Origin of the sequence: Bradyrhizobium sp. HKCCYLRH2047 (assembly GCF_051168175.1) — a bacterium.
Lineage (GTDB): Bacteria > Pseudomonadota > Alphaproteobacteria > Rhizobiales > Xanthobacteraceae > Bradyrhizobium.
Map to the genome: position 1 here is coordinate 283430 of NZ_JBNPUM010000006.1, position 15290 is coordinate 298719.

At 65.8% G+C, this 15290-nt stretch carries 12 protein-coding genes; 4 read left to right on the forward strand and 8 right to left on the reverse strand.

Annotation, left to right across the window (positions count from 1 at the left end; translation table 11 throughout):
• Window positions 1–52 precede the first annotated feature (52 nt).
• Window positions 53–1207 (forward strand): tRNA guanosine(34) transglycosylase Tgt, encoded by a 1155-nt coding sequence (gene tgt, locus ACQR1D_RS17045; protein WP_316178614.1) that lies wholly within the window; start codon window positions 53–55, stop codon window positions 1205–1207.
• A 175-nt stretch (window positions 1208–1382) separates the two neighbouring features.
• On the opposite strand, the gene ACQR1D_RS17050 is transcribed toward tgt, so the two are convergent.
• Window positions 1383–1601, reverse strand: coding sequence for a hypothetical protein (locus ACQR1D_RS17050; RefSeq protein ID WP_315711782.1), 219 nt, complete (start codon window positions 1599–1601; stop codon window positions 1383–1385).
• A gap of 489 nt (window positions 1602–2090) precedes the next feature.
• Here ACQR1D_RS17050 and cysK point away from each other — a divergent pair, with 489 nt between their 5' ends.
• Window positions 2091–3053: a cysteine synthase A gene (cysK, locus tag ACQR1D_RS17055; RefSeq protein WP_315799864.1), complete on the forward strand. Its 963-nt coding sequence runs from the start codon at window positions 2091–2093 to the stop codon at window positions 3051–3053.
• Window positions 3054–3055: 2 nt separating this feature from the next.
• Entirely contained in the window at window positions 3056–3295 is a 240-nt protein-coding gene (locus ACQR1D_RS17060; RefSeq protein WP_315799865.1) for a BrnA antitoxin family protein, read from the forward strand.
• A 74-nt stretch (window positions 3296–3369) separates the two neighbouring features.
• Here ACQR1D_RS17060 and ACQR1D_RS17065 read toward each other — a convergent pair whose 3' ends face one another.
• A complete protein-coding gene (locus tag ACQR1D_RS17065) occupies window positions 3370–4830 on the reverse strand; it encodes a caspase family protein (RefSeq protein WP_434839856.1) in 1461 nt (486 codons plus the stop codon).
• 199 nt (window positions 4831–5029) lie between these two features.
• Window positions 5030–5920 carry a DMT family transporter gene (locus ACQR1D_RS17070; protein WP_316178619.1) on the reverse strand — a complete coding sequence of 297 codons (891 nt, stop codon included), beginning with the start codon at window positions 5918–5920 and terminating at the stop codon, window positions 5030–5032.
• Between the two features lie 232 nt (window positions 5921–6152).
• Here ACQR1D_RS17070 and ACQR1D_RS17075 point away from each other — a divergent pair, with 232 nt between their 5' ends.
• On the forward strand, window positions 6153–6383 hold the full coding sequence (locus ACQR1D_RS17075; RefSeq protein WP_315799868.1) for a hypothetical protein: 231 nt from the start codon (window positions 6153–6155) through the stop codon (window positions 6381–6383).
• Window positions 6384–6389: 6 nt separating this feature from the next.
• Here ACQR1D_RS17075 and ACQR1D_RS17080 read toward each other — a convergent pair whose 3' ends face one another.
• The 5 genes from ACQR1D_RS17080 to ACQR1D_RS17100 all read right to left on the reverse strand — a co-directional run bounded on the left by ACQR1D_RS17080 (window position 6390) and on the right by ACQR1D_RS17100 (window position 15118).
• Window positions 6390–6857, reverse strand: coding sequence for a hypothetical protein (locus tag ACQR1D_RS17080; protein ID WP_315799869.1), 468 nt, complete (start codon window positions 6855–6857; stop codon window positions 6390–6392).
• A 22-nt stretch (window positions 6858–6879) separates the two neighbouring features.
• On the reverse strand, window positions 6880–7230 hold the full coding sequence (locus tag ACQR1D_RS17085) for a hypothetical protein (protein ID WP_315751045.1): 351 nt from the start codon (window positions 7228–7230) through the stop codon (window positions 6880–6882).
• Window positions 7231–7528: 298 nt separating this feature from the next.
• Window positions 7529–8122 (reverse strand): formyltransferase family protein, encoded by a 594-nt coding sequence (locus ACQR1D_RS17090; RefSeq protein ID WP_315799870.1) that lies wholly within the window; start codon window positions 8120–8122, stop codon window positions 7529–7531.
• A gap of 723 nt (window positions 8123–8845) precedes the next feature.
• A complete protein-coding gene (locus tag ACQR1D_RS17095; protein WP_434893911.1) occupies window positions 8846–13072 on the reverse strand; it encodes a sulfotransferase in 4227 nt (1408 codons plus the stop codon).
• 225 nt (window positions 13073–13297) lie between these two features.
• The gene (locus tag ACQR1D_RS17100; RefSeq protein WP_434893912.1) at window positions 13298–15118 is read right to left on the reverse strand and encodes a hypothetical protein; all 1821 of its coding nucleotides are present in this window, start codon (window positions 15116–15118) and stop codon (window positions 13298–13300) included.
• Window positions 15119–15290 lie beyond the last annotated feature (172 nt).

Below are 15290 nucleotides of genomic sequence, written 5' to 3' on the forward strand. Positions count from 1 at the left end.
AACAGCGCCATCGCGGTTGAATCGGGGGCGGTCCTGACGCAATAAGCCGGCCATGAGCTCCTCGGTCAGCGACCTTCCCAACCATTTCGAACTGCTCGGCACAGACGGCGCGGCCCGTACCGGCCGGCTGACGACTCCGCACGGCGTGGTGCGCACCCCGGCCTTCATGCCGGTCGGCACCGCCGGCGCCATGAAGGGCATCCACTGGCGCGACGTCCGCGAGGCCGGCGCCGACATCGTGCTGGGCAACACCTATCACCTGATGCTGCGGCCAACGGCAGAGCGCATCGCCGCCCTTGGCGGCCTGCAGCGCTTCACCGGCTGGGGCGGTCCGATGCTGACCGATTCCGGCGGCTTCCAGGTGATGTCGCTGTCGGGCTTGCGCAAGGTGACCGAGCAGGCGGTGACGTTCCGCTCGCACATCGACGGCGCGAAGATCGAGCTGTCACCGGAGCGCGCCATCGAGGTGCAGCGCCTGCTCAACTCCGACATCGCGATGCAGCTCGACGAATGCGTGCGGCTGCCGGCCGAGCGCGACGATATCGAGCGCGCGATGCGGCTGTCGCTGCGCTGGGCCGAACGCTGCCGCCGCGCCTTCGAGAAGGCGCCGGCAGGCTACATGCTGTTCGGCATCGTGCAGGGCGGCGATGTGCCCGCATTGCGCGTCGCCAGCGCGCAGGCGCTGGTCGAGATCGGATTCCACGGCTATGCGATCGGCGGCCTGGCCGTCGGCGAGCCGCAGGCGGTCATGCTCGAGATGATCGAGGCGACCGCGCCGGCGCTGCCGGCCGACCGTCCGCGCTACCTGATGGGCGTCGGCACGCCTGACGATCTCCTGGAGTCGGTCCGGCGCGGCATCGACATGTTCGACTGCGTGCTGCCGACCCGCAACGGCCGCCACGGCGTCGCCTACACGCGCTTCGGGCCGGTGAACCTGCGCAACGCGCGTCATGCCGACGATGACAGGCCGCTGGATGAGGAGAGCCCGTGGCCGGCGGCGCGCAGCTATGCCCGCGCCTATCTGCATCATCTGATCAAGGCGGGCGAGGCGCTCGGCGCGACGCTGCTGTCGGAAATCAACATTGCCTATTTCCAGCAATTGATGGCCGGGATGCGCGAGGCGATTGCACAGGGGCGGTTCACGGAATTCTACGAGCGCACCAAGGCCGATTGGGCGCGCGGCGACATCGCCTCGCGCGCCGGCTGACGGCCGCTTCAGGTGAAGGCCGTCAGCTTGTTGTGAGCCCGGCCCTGTGCGCCGGCCCTCATGAAATTGTGCTGATCATGCACTGCCGACCGGCTCGATGGCCGACGGTTGCGTTATCCTCGGCCATCGAACGGCCGTGACATCACGTCGCGGAACTCTCTCGCCCTGGGGCCGTTCAATTGCAGACGAAGCGGCTTTTCACGGAGTGCTTGGTGACGAAGCCATAGCCGCAGGTGTCGCAGGTCCAGAGATAGCTGATCGCATTGTCAGCCAAATATGCCGACGCCTCCGCGGCAATCATGGAGTCGGCGCAGACCGGGCATGTCGGCAGATCGCAGCCGCGGGGATTCGGGCGGGCGGTTGCGGTCGACACGAGATCAGCGAGTGCTGACATATTGACCTCCTGGACGATCTCTTTGTTGGCGATCTCTGCTTGAACGACGTCAATTTCGAAAAGGGTCGATTTCGAACAAGTCGCGTTCGAACGGGTCTATTTCCGACGAGTCCAACTTTCGCGGATATCAAATCCGTCACACAAAGAGTTTTGTCTGGGTGGTCTGTTCTTATATCTATTCTACAACGGCGCTTTCGTTTGGCACGAACGCCCCGATTGTATCACTCCGAAGATGACATCTTGCTGATGTCCGCCCGGGTTGCAGTCGACCTGCACCGTGAATCTTCATCCGGCTGAAATCAAGCATACACCGAGTTTATTGACCTTGTCGCAACACAAATGCGTTGGTTTTTCGCAATTTAGCCACGACTTGTTGTGCGCCGCGATCGTCCTAAGATCGCGCAAACGTGCTTGCGCAGCGCAACAGGCTCGCTGAAGATGGTCAGAAGCGTTGTCGACGTCGCGCGGGGCGCGCAGAGGAGTGATTTCATGGAGTCGTCAGCACAGCGTCCAGGACGCGGGCGCGTATTTGATTCAATTGTCGACGCGTTCGGCAATACGCCGATTGTGCGGTTGCGAAAGCTGCCGGAGCAACATGGAGTCAAGGCGACCATCCTCGCCAAGCTGGAATACTTCAATCCCGCCGCGAGCGTGAAGGATCGGATCGGCGTCGGCATGATCCTGGCGATGGAGCAGGCCGGCGTGATCAAGCCCGACACCGTGCTGATCGAGCCGACCTCGGGCAATACCGGCATCGCGCTGGCCTTCGTCGCGGCGGCGCGTGGCTACAAGCTCAAACTGGTGATGCCGGAGTCGATGTCGGTGGAGCGGCGCAAGATGCTCGCCTTCCTCGGCGCTGAGATCGTGCTGACGCCGGCGTCGCAGGGCATGAAAGGCGCCATCGCCACCGCCGAGGAGTTGTTGCGGACGACGCCGAACTCGGTGATGCCGCAGCAGTTCAAGAACCTCGCAAACCCGGACATCCATCGCCGCACCACGGCCGAGGAGATCTGGAACGACACGGCTGGCAATATCGACGTGTTCGTCGCCGGCGTCGGCACCGGCGGCACCATCACCGGCGTGGGCCAGGTGCTGAAGTCGCGCAAGCCCGGCCTCAAGGTCGTCGCGGTCGAGCCGGAGGAGAGCCCGGTGCTGTCGGGTGGGCAGCACTCGCCGCACAAGATCCAGGGCATCGGCGCCGGCTTCGTGCCGGACATTCTCGACCGCTCGGTGATCGACGAGATCGTCAAGATCAACAGCACCACCGCCATCGAGACCTCGCGCGCGCTGGCCCGCACCGAGGGCATTCCCGGCGGGATCTCCTCGGGCGCGGCGATTGCAGCCGCGATCGAGATCGGCAAGCGGCCGGAGAGCGCGGGCAAGACGATCCTGGCGATCGTGCCGTCGTTCTCGGAGCGCTATCTGTCCACCGCGCTGTTCGAGGGGATCTGATCATGGCCGACCAGCCGCGGCGTCCGCGCACGCTCGCTGACGCCCGTACCGAGGCCGAGGCCGCGTTCAAGAAGGTGACCACCAAGCCGGTGGAGGCGCCGCCGAAGAAGGCGGCGGTTCCTGGTGTGCGCGAGCAGGTGACGTTGCGGATCGACCAGGACGTTCTCGAGCACTTTCAGTCTCAAGGGCCGGGCTGGCAGGACCGCATCAACGCGGCGCTGCGCAAGGCGGCAGGGCTCTGAGGGGCGGCTGCATTCTAACGAACAAGCCCGGAGCTCGTGCTCCGGGCTTTTTTACCGGGGGAAGACGAAGTCGCTTACCGGCGCAGCGCGCTGCCGAGCACACCGCCCATCATGCCACCGATGAAGGCGGCGCCGGCGGCGTTGCCCGAATTGTCCTGCGGCGGCGGATTGCGATAGACCGGCGCACCCTGAGGCGGCGGGCCGCCGGCAGCCACGTTGCCGGCCGGCTTGGCGCGGCGCGGCCTGGCCTCGTCGCCGACTGCGGCGGTCGCCGGCGCGGGCTGCGGCTCTGCCAGCAGCGCCTTGTGCTGCAGCTTGGTCAGGAATCCAGTCGACGGATAGCCTCGGGCCGCCTGCCAGCGCTTCATGACGCCGCGGGTCTGGTCGTCGAACACGCCGGTCATCCTGGTGTCGAAGCCAAGACCGGTCAGCCGCCGCTGCACGTCGCGGCGCTTGGTCTTGTCGAGGCCGATCTGATCCTCGCTGACCTGAGTGCCTTCCTCGGTGTAGGTGGCGGGATCGACGCCCTTGGCGACGTTGCGAGTGGCGGTGTTGATGGCGCCGCTCTCGATCGCGGCGATGCGCGCCATCGCCAGCGACTTGAACTGCCCGTTCGGGTAGGTCGAGAGATAGGCGTTCAGCTCTTCCGGCTTGTTGGAGTCCTTCACCGAGCGCCAGAATTCGAGCTCGGCTTCGCCTGCGGTCACGGTGGCCGTCGCGACGGCCGGCGTCGTCCCGGCCGTGGCGGCCGTTGCAGCAGGGGCCGCCGCCGGGTTGAGGTAGACGGCGCCGATCAGGTTGGTATGCCCCCAGGGCAATTGGCCCTTGCTGGTCTCCTCATTGACCTGGGCGCGCACGGCGGTCATGGCCTGCTGGATCTCGATGCCGGGCTGGGCGATGTGCGAGATCAGCGCGCGGGTGAACGGGCTGTTGGCGCCGGCCTCGCCGTCGAGGGCGGTCTGGCCCGGGCCGGTGGCGAACGCGATCAGCGTACCCTCGCCGGACTTCATCTCGGCCAGGCCGGTCTGCACCGACACGCTGCGGGTCGGCGAGTTCGACTTGATCTTGGCGGCGAACGGATTGTCGCGGCAGGCATCGAGGAAGACGAGCTTGACCTTGGCGTCGCCCATCGTCTGGTCGAGCGTCACGTCGATGTTGATGGCCGAGCCCAGCTTGACGTCCATCTCCGATTTCAGGTCGGCGTCGACCGGCAGCAGGTAGTTGGTGCCGGCGATCGCAATGCCGTGTCCGGCGTAATAGAACACCGCGATATCGGCGCCCTGCGCCTTGCGACCGAAATCGAGCAGCTTCTCGGTCATCTTGTCACGGGTGAGATTGGTGCCCTCGACGACGTCGAAGCCGACGTTGCGCAGGGTGGCCGCCATGGCCTTGGCATCGACCGGCGGGTTCGGCAGTTGGGCCACGCTCTTATAGGCGCCGTTTCCAACGACAAAGGCGACCCGGCGGTCGGCCTTGGCGGCTTCAGCGGTCAGCAACACGCAGAGCAGGGACAGGGCGACGGTGAGATAGCGCATCAGGAGATCCCCCAACGATCAAGCGAAGCGTTCACTGCAGCATTTGTCGCGGATCGGCGCCAAAAGTCTTGTTCCCGGTCAAAAAATCACGCTTCCGCCATAAACCAGTTCGCGGGTGTTGCGCCAGATCCACGACGATCGCGTGTAGCGCGGCGGTTCCGTGATCCGGGTCACGCCGCTTGAGGGGATGCTCGGCGCCTCAGGTCCCTGCCGAACTGCCCATCGGCACCGGCCGAGGCTGCGGCGGACGCAGGTTCAGCAAGTTTCCGGCGAGAATCAACGCCGCGCCGACCACGGTCAATCCGTCGAGACGCTCCGCATAGACCAGCCAGCCGACGGTGGCGGTCAGCGGAACGCGGAGAAAATCCATGGGCACCACGATGGTGGCGTCGGCGTAGAGCAGCGCCCGCGCCATGCAGAAATGCGAGAAGGTGCCGCAGAGGGCGACGAGCAGGATCCAGCCCCAGGCGGTGGCCGATGGCGGCGTCCAGAATACGAGCGAAGGGATGAGGCCGGCGACGGATTGCACCACCAGCATCCAGAAGATGATCGACACGGTGGGCTCGGTGCGCGTCAGCAGCTTGACCAGTGCGATCGAGATACCGAAGCCGACCGCGGCGGCCAGCGCGATGAGCTGTCCCGGATTGATCGCCCCGGTATCCGGGCGGACGATCACGACGACGCCGACGAGGCCGAGCCCGATCGCCGCCAGCTTGAACAGGGTGATGCGTTCGCCGAGGAAGGCCGCCGCCAGCAGTGCCGTCCAGATCGGCATCGTGAACTCGATCGCCACCACCTGGCCGATCGGGATCAAGGTGAGCGCGAAGAACCAGCCGAGCTGCGCGCCGTAATGGACGAGGTTGCGCGCCGCGTGCTGCTTGAGCCGCGAGGTGCGCAAGGTGGCAAAGCCTCCGCTGAGGGCGATGACCGGCGAGAGCATCACCAGGCCGATCAGGCAGCGCAGCTCCATCAGCTCGAACACGTTGAGCTCGCGCATCGCTTCGCGTCCGGCCACCGCCATCACCAGCATCAGGCTGAGCCAGCCCGTCATCCACAGTGCGGCAATCAGTTTCGAAGCGGGACGATTCATGCGGTGGCGGGGAGAGCGAGGACGGCGGCGAAGGCGGGCTGTATCACCTCGCGCGCAGAGCAATGCAAACGAAATCAACGGTGCAGCGCACCAACGCCGCTGCAGGCTTTGCTCGCGACGGACGCGCGTCATCGAGAAAAACGTGGAGTGTGGCTGTGTTTCGTCCTAAAGCGACCGCCGCGATACAGCCCGCGAACAGCACAACACAGTCTAAGGCAGCCAGAGACAAGACATGACCGAACGCGCCGCTTCAGCCGACTTCGTGACCGCCTTTGCCACTGGCTGGCCGGAGCGGGAGCCTCATCTCATGGTGCTGTCGCTGACAACCCATAAAGGTGTGCAGGACTTCGCCATGACGCGGGAGCAGGCGCTGCTGGTCGCCAAGACCATCAAGCGCACCGCCGCGCAGCTTGCTCCGCCGCCGTCCGCAGGTGCGGTCCCCGGCGCCAGGCGCGGCAGTTGATCGGGATCACCGCGACAGTGAAATGTTGGCTGCGCGGAACTGGCTGTCGGCCCGGATCGACACGGACTGCCTCTTGCCGCGGGTGGCGAGCGCGATGTTGGCGTTGAAGCCGGCGGTGGTCGCGAGCAGCTGGAAGTTGCCGCCGCCGCCACGGCCCTGCAGCACGCCATTGATGCCGCGGCTGGTCTCACTCCAGGTTCCCGAGATGGCCGAGCCCTCAGCGATCACCTCGGCCTGCAGCCCGAACTTGTAGGCATCGCTGGCGCAGGTCAGGACGAGCGTCATCCGCGGTCCCGAGACGCCGTAATTGGCCCGGCACCGGATGCGCTCGGTTGAGCCGTCCTCGAGGGCAACCGTGCCGCTGCCGCCCCATGTTCCGGCCATGCCCGTGAAGGGACCAGGGTCGGCATGCCCCGGCGAGGCGGTCACGCCCGCCGTCAAAACAACGGCGGTGGCCGCGACCCGCCGCACCATCTTCAGGAGCGTGTGCGCGCCGTTACAGGCGCGAAGCCTGCCAGCGGCCGCTGCAGGGGATGCCTGCCGAGGCGCCGTTCCACTTGCCCGAGCCAGAATTGCCGTTGAGCTGCCCATTCGCATATGCGCCATTGATGGAGACCTTGACGAGGCCTTCGCGTCCAATCGAACCCGACACATTGGCGCCAGCCGCAGAAATCTTACCGTCTGCGACGATCAAGGTCGAGCTGGCCGTGGGCTCGCAGCTGCCACTGTTGGTGACGATCGTCACCTGCCACTGCCCGTCATAGGGCGACTGGGCGAATGCGGGGGCGGCCGAGCTGCCCACCAGGATCGACGCGGCGAAAGCCATTCCAATGCGGTCGAGACGCATGAATCGTTGTCCCTCAAATGTCGTTGATCACGACCTTATTTGGAAGAATTGTGACGAAAATTTGCCGCAGCGCCACAACGGATTTTTATCGAGCAATTTCAGTCCATTAACGATTAATGCGGAACCCGGCTTGGAGGCATTCGGGCGGCATTGTGCGCAAACTGCGCCTTCGCCCACGGCATAAGCGGGCGAACGCCCACATCTTTCCGCTGACCGCCCATGCTGCCGTTCGCAGGGCACCGCGAGGGCGCCAGCGGGGAGGATGTCCACAACTTATCAGGGCGATGCGATCAGATGCTCAGTGCGGGGTGAGGCTGGGCGCCTTGGTCGCGAACTGCTCGTCCTGCGGCTTGGCCGGAATCGCGCCTGTCGCCTTGGCCGATTCGACGACATCGCCGAGCAGCTTGAGCCCGAGCGGTGCGAGAGCGCGCTCCCACAGCTCGCGCGCGGTCTCTCCCTTCTTGACGAAGCACCATTCCTGGGCGGCGATGGCGCCCGCATCCATGCGGTCGGCGAGGTGATAGATGGTGCCGCCGGCGATCGGATCGCCTTCCTTGATGGTCCACTCCACCGCAGCGATGCCCCGGTGACGCGGCAGCAGCGACGGATGGTAGCCGATGCCGCCGAGCCGGGCGGCTGCGACCGCCTCGTGAGTGACGCGGGCGTGGCTATGCGCCGTGACGATCAGGTCCGTGCCGGGGGCGATCTCGCCGGCGGGCACGACCTTCGGATTGGCCTGGACCACGACCTCGATCCCGGCCGCCCGCGCCGCGGCTGCAAGCCGGTCCTCGCCATCATGAACGACGACCCGCGCGATCTCGATTCCTCTCTCGCGCAGCATGTTCAGTGTGGCGACACCGAAATGGCGGGAGCCGACGAGAGTGATGCGCATGGCCAGGGATCTTCCACGGTTGGGGGCTGGATCCGGTCGGAGGCTCTGACCGGGCGAAACGGGTCAAACCAAGCCTTGGCCTCCAGGTCAAGCGCCTGCTGGGCCGTCGTCACAGTCTGGCTTCGTCCGGCCGCCGGAGGCGCTGTGGGACCCAAACGGGAAAGGGGAAGGCCGCTCCGAGCCGGAGTTGGCGGGGCCCCTCACGCCTATTGGCGCGCCGATCGCCATGGTCGCCATCAACCTGGCCGCCATCAAGATGCAGGCCGAGACGACCGTGGCGGATGACACGCCCTCGTCGGTACCGGCGGCGGCCTCAGATGAACCGGGACGTCAGGACAGGTGCCGGAAATTCGCCTATAGGTTGTGTATAGACCGGTGCTGCATCACGCATATTGCTCGACACAGCTCAACTAAAGGCGCCGAGCTATCAACTGTACTGATGAGGACAACCGAAGATGCCGCTCCTGTCGGCTCAACGGGCGCGATCTGGTCGGTCTTCGAACGCAATTTCCTGGACCCATGGCTGAAGATGTCATCGAACTTCTGGTTGTGTTATCAGTTGGCGCGTCTGCGTAGTAAAACTGACGCTTCTGCGTATGACGAATATAATTTCTTAAAGGCCCAGGAGCACAATGCTCGAGCCGCTCCGCCGCGCGGCCGGATAGCCGGGTGCCGCGCCTGTCACCGATCCCTGGGCAACAGCACCCGGTTATTTGCCGGCGGTCATGTGGTTTCCGGCGGCGGAAGGTCGATGCCGAGCGCCGCGCACAGCGGCCCAAGATGTTTCTCGTAGCGGCGCCAGCTTCCGATCGAGCGGCGGTAGATCGGCTCGCGCACCTGCATCAGGCTCGCCGTGCGCACCATGCGCTCGGTGCGATGGAAGTCGAGGCAGGCATCCTCCCAGTCGAGCCCGCAATGGGCGAGCACGCGGCGCGACACGCCGTCGAGGTCGTCGACCAGATCCTCGTATTGAACGTCCATCAGGATGCCGGGCGGTAGCACCTTGTGCCAGTGTTCCATCACGCCCTCATAACCCCGGTAGTAGTGGCCGAGTTCGGTCAGGTCGTAGGCGAATGGCTGTGAGCCTGTGAACAGCAGCGAGTAGCAGGAAATGCAATTGTCGAGCGGGTCGCGCCGCGCGTTGATGATCCTGGCGCGCGGGAACGCCGCATGGATCATCCCGACGAACAGGAAGTTCAGCGGCATCTTGTCGACGATGCGCTCGGCTTCGGGCGCCAGCGTCCGAACGCGGGCGGTGTACTCCTGACCGATCTTCGTCATTTCCTCGGGTGGCAGCAGCGTGATCAGATCGGGATACGCCGGAACGACCTTCTGGCGGTTGGCGCATTCGCCGACGAGATCCTTGAAGGTCTCGAGCTCGCCCGCGCCGAAGACCTTGGAATGGCTGGCCAGCACCTGCTCCATCAGGGTGGTTCCGGAGCGCGGCATGCCAACGATGAAGATCGGGGCCCAGGAATCGTCGCCGTGCCCTGCAACCATGCGAAAGAACTCGGGCGTGAAGCGCGTCGCGACGTTTTTCATCATGCCGAGCCGCTGCTCGGAGTCGTAGTCGAAGGTCTTGCGCTTGAGGGTGTTGGCCTTGTGCAGATGCGAGAAGGCCAGGTCGTAGTCCTTCAGGTCGGACAACGCCTTGCCAAACGCGAAATGGGCTGCGATCTGCTTCTCCTGGTCGAGCTGGTCGACGCGTTCGATCAGCTGCCGTAGACTCGGAAGCCGGCTGTCGTCCGGCTTGAACTTCGACATGTTCGCGAGATTGAGGTGGATCGGCGCGTCGTCCGGCGCCAGCTCCAGGGCCTTCTGGAACGCCGCCGTTGCCTCCTCGAAACGGCCGAGCGCCTGGTAGGCGACGCCGAGATTGTTGTAGGAGCCGAAACGCTCCGGCTTGATCTTGATGGCCAGCAGGTTCTGCTCGATCGATTCCTCGAGCCGGTTGAGCTCGAGGAAGGCGTTGCCGAGATTGCCATAGGCGTCGGCATAGTCGGGCCGGCTCGCGATCGCCCGCTTGTAGTGCTCGATGGCGCGCTCGCGATGGCCCTGGCGCAGCAGCACGTTGGCGATGTTGTTGTGGGTCTCGGCATGCTCCGGGCTGAAGTCGAGGACCTTGAGGTAGTGTTTCGCTGCCTCGATGTCTTTTCCTGTCGTGTAGAGCAGGTTGCCGAGTGCGAAATGCGCATCGAGGTGCTGCGGCTTGTTGTCGATCGCCCGCCGGAGCAGGGCCATCGCCTCGTCGATCAGCCCCTGGTTCTGGCGAACCATGGCGAAGGCGTAGAGGATGCCGGGGTGGCTCGGCGCCAGCGCAAGTGCCGTCTCGTAATGCTGTACGGCCGTCTCATAGTGGCCGGCGGAGGCCTCGACGGCTCCGATGCTGCCATGGGCCTCGGCGGATTTGTCGTTCACCGCGACCGCGCGCACGAAGAAGTCCTTGGCCTCGTCGAGCCGGTTGGCGGTGGTGCAGATCATGCCGAGTCCGACCAGCGCGTCGAACTGGTTCGGCTGCCCCGCCAGGATCAGGTTGTAGATCGTCTCGGCATCCTTGGAGTCGCCGCGGCCTTGCAGCCTCTTTGCCACGGCAGCGGCGCCTTCGACCAACGTCTGCAACGATCCGGCCTGCTGCGAAGCGAAGGAAAGCGATGCTGTCGTCGGCGTCACCACGGGCGGGGCCACGTTCACGGGCTGGGGCGGCTTGGCGCCCGCGATCGCCTCGGCAATGGTCGGCCGCACGGCTTCGCTGCCGAGCGCATCGAGCAGCGGCTTCAGCCGGTCGCCATACATCCGCCAGCGGCCGACCGATCCGGAGAACAGCGGCTTGCGGACCTGGACCAGGCTGGCCGTGTTCACCGGACGCTCGTTCTCGTGGAACGACAGGCAGGCGTCATCCCAGTCGAGCCCGCAATGCGCCACGATCTTGCGCGCATGCGCATCGAAGTCACGCACCACGTCCTCATACGCCACCTCCAGCATGACGCCGTCCGGCAGCACCTTGCGCCAATGACCCATCAGGGCATCGTAGGCGCGGTAGTAGCGGCCGAGCTCGGCGAGGTCGTAGGCGAAGGGCTGCGGCTCGGCGAACAGTTGAGTGTAGCAGGACAGGCAGGTGTCGATCGGATTGCGCCGGACGTGAATGATGCGCGCATTCGGTAGCGCGAGATGGATCAGCCCGGCGAACAGGAAGTTCGACGGCATCTTGTCGACGATGCGCTTGGTGTCCGCCGGCAGGTCGGTGAACCGCTCGAGATAGGCGCGCGCGAGGGCCTCAATGTCGGCGTCGGACAGCTTGGCGAGCATCTCCGGATAGTCGCCGCGGGCACGGTCGGTGAACAGTCCCGCGGCGGCCGCGAAATAGTTGACCTCGCCGGCGCCGTGCACGGCGGAATGGCTGGCGAGGAGCTGCTCGACCAGGCTGGTGCCGGACCGGGGCATGCCGATGACGAACACCGGCGCCTGCGATGGATCGCCATGGCCGGCGCGCGCCTGCAGCATGTCCTTGGAGAACACCGCGCGGATGCGCTCGATCTGGCGCAGCGTCTGGTTCTCGTCATAGTTGATGCGGCGGCGCTCGAGAGCATTGCCGGCGTTGAGGTGGACCAGCGACCGTTCGCCGTCCTTGATGTCGGCATAAGCCCGCCCGAGGGTGAAGTGCAGGGCGATGCGCGCATCCTCGGTGAGCGTCTCCGAGTTCGCGGCCAGATCCTGCAAGGGCGCCCAGCGCGCGTCGTCGACCGCGAACGGCTTGACCACGCCGTAGTTGAGGTGCGTGCCGATACTGCGCGGGTTGACAGCCAGGGCGGATTCATACGCGAGCGCCGCCTCGTCGAGCCGTCCCAGGATCATCAGCACGCCGGCGAGATGGTTCATCGTCGTCGCGTCGCGGGGATCGTGGGCGAGGGCCGTTCGATAGCTTGCGACGGCGTCCTCGTAGCGCTTGACGTCGCGCAGCGCATCGCCGCGGTTGCGGTGGGCGACGGCATAGTCGGGGCGCCGGCGCACCGCCTCGGCGTAATGCGCGAGCGCCAGGTCGTGCTTGCCGCGCGATTGCAGGGCATTGGCGAGATTGTTATGGGCCTCCGGGAAGTCCGGCCGTTCGGCGATGGCGCGCTCATAATGGAAGATGGCGGCAGGGACGCTCTTCATCTCCAGGTGCAGATTGCCGAGATTGTAGTGCGCCTCGGCGAGATGCGGGCTCAGGGCAAGGGCCTGCTGATAGGTGCGGATCGCGGCATCGAGCTCGCCGGCGGCCTGCTGGCAGCCGCCGATGTTGAGCAGCACGACCGGCGCATTGGGCTGGATCGCGAGCGCGCGCGTGTAATGGACAATGGCTTCCGAATGCCGCCCGAGCATGCGGCAGGCGTCGCCGAGGCTGGCGGCGGCCGCGGCGAAATCCGGCCGCGCGTCGAGCGCGGCCTCGTGATGCGCGAGCGCGCGCTCGTACTGGTCGAGGCGCTGCAAGGCAAAGCCGAGCGCCTGGTGCGCGTCGGCGCTGGTCGCGTCCGCGGCCAGCACCAGCTCCAGATGCCGAACCGCGCCGCCGGGGTCGCCAAGGCTGGTGAGCACGCTGCCGAGCAGCAGCCGGGCGTCGGTCGAGGTCTCGTCGAGCGCGACGGCGCGCTGCAGATGCGCGCTCGCTTTGGCGAGATCGCCGAGGCCTGCGAAGGTCTTGCCGAGCGACAGGTGCAGATCCGCGGCATCACCGGCTTCCTCTGCGGCCTGGTCGAGCAGGGCGCGTGCCTCATGCGCATCGCCAAGCTGCAGGCGGACCGCGGCGAGGCTGCACAAAGTGCGGAAATGACGGGGCTGAAGCGAAAGAACTTTCCGGTAGGCCTGCTCAGCGATGCGCAAGGCTTGATCGCTGAGCGCGGCCGCCGACGGCTGTCCGCCGTCCGACGCTGTGGGGACGAGGCGGGGGCGGAAGGCGACGGCGAGCTCGTTCATGATGACAACTTGCTGAATGTTCGACGAATGCCGTTGTCGAGGCGGATTGAAGCGAAACGGAGGCTTAGACGAGGCCGATCGCAAGCGGTCGGCTAGAACCCTTCGAGCAGTGCATGGAATTTGTCCGGCCACGTGCAGCGTCGATGGCCGGTGCTGCCACAACGCAACGAGCCGGCGTAGACCCAAGGGTCTGCGCCGGCCAATGTTGTCAGGTTGCCGAGGGCGTCAGCCCCACATGTGATGCATCGCGTGGTGGTGGGACATGTCCGGACCGCTCGATGCGGCTGCAGCGGTTGCGGCTGGCGCCGCCGCGGCCGCCGCCGTGTGGTGGCTGCTGTGATGGCTGTGGTGGCCGCCGCAGTGATGGGTCGTGGTGGTGTTGTTGTTGCCGCCGGTGGTTCCTCCGCCGGCCGTTCCACCGCCCGTCGTGCCGCCTCCGGTCGTCCCGCCACCCGTGGTGCCTCCGCCGGCAGTGCCGCCTCCGGTGGTGCCGCCACCCGTCGTGCCACCTCCGCCCATGCCGCCGCCGGGCGTGGTCGTGCTCGCCGGGGTGCCGCCAGTGCCGTTGGCGATGTTCGGCGTGGCGCCCGCCGGCATACCGGTGCCCTGGGCAATGCCATTGACCGCCGTCGCCGTCACGAAGCTCGTCGCGGATGTGACGTAGGCCGATCCGCCGATCGCGATGTTGTTGCCCGCGATGTCTCCGGCATTGCCGATGTAGTTCGCGGCGGCAGCCTTCAACATCGCCTGATCGGTCGCCAGGGCTGCACCGGTGTCACCGTTCATGATGCCCATCAGCGCCTTCGTGGCCATGATGGTGTCGGACTGCAGAGCACCGGCGGCGAGCTCGTCGTCGAAGCGTCCCTTGAACACCGCGCCCTGCGCCGCATCGAATGCCGCACCGAAGTTCTGGTAGTTGGTGATCTGGTCGATCAGGGCCTGCGACGCCGTCCCCGTTCCATTGGCCACCGCAACCAGCTTCGCACCCAGCGTGTTGCCCTCGGCGAGGAAATTGGCCCAGAAATTGGTCTGCGCCTGATTGTCCTGGAACTTCGTGACCGTGCCGGTCAGGCCGCCGGGCATCTCCGAGAAGCCGCCGCCGTGTCCCGGCATGCCGGTGCCGCCCGCCGCGGCGTTGAGGGCCGCGTCGTTCTGGAACACGTCGATCATGTCGACGATGTTGTCGGCGGAGCCGCGCAGCGCCGTCGGGCTGGCCATCGTTTCGGCGACGTTGTAGTTGTTGATTTGAAGGTTTGCCTGGCTGAGCAGCGTCATCAGATGCAGCGTCGTCGTCTGGGCATCGACAGCGGTTTGACCTGCTTCAATCGCAGCGAGCTTCGCGGGATCGTTCAGGATCGCTTGGAGGCCCTGCGCCACGGCCGTGAAGTCGGCTTGGACCTGGTTGATATTGTTGGCGCTCATGCCGCCCAGCGAAAGGTCAGCGACGGCATTGAACACCGTTCCGATGGCGGTCAGGTCGCCCGCGGCCGCTGCAGCGAGATTGGTGGCGCTGTCGTTGCCGGCGGGAAGGCTCTGGAACGCCACATCCATGGCACCCGTGTTGGCCAGGAAGGGAACGTTGTTGAGCGCGGCCGAGAGATGCGCGTCACCCTGGATCTGCGCCAGGATCTGCATCTGCACGTTGTGGATGGTCTGGTCGGCTTCGGCGAGGGTCGCCGGATTGGTTGTGTTCGGCGCCGCGTTGATCAGCGTCGTGATCTCGTTCGAGACCTGGGTGAGCACCGCGGTGTCGGTCGCGTTGAGCGTAAAGGCCTTGCCGCCGATCGTGACGTCTCCGGGATTGGCCAGCATCGCGTTGATGTCGTTCTGCACGGCATGCAGGTCGGTGGTGTAGCTGCCGAGGAACGGGTTCGAGTTGCCGCTGTTCTGCGGCGTCGACCACAGGCCGGTCGAGATGCGAACGGCGTCGTTGAAAACGACGCCGGCCTGCACGAGGTCGGTCGACAGGTTGAGCGCCGAGGCGCGAACCAGCAGGTTGGACGTGCCATTCGCCAGCGCCGTCGGGTTGAAGGTATTGGCTGCCATTGATCATCTCCCCAAGTTTCAACCCGGCGTCTGCTGCTTGGCGGTTCGGCAGCACGCGGGCGTTGATCGGGCTGAGACATCTCGTTCACCTCCTCGCGGAGCGGGCGAAATGTCGCAGCCTCAGAGCACCTGGGAATTATTTGCTCCAATGGGGCCAAAAGAAGCGCCGCGG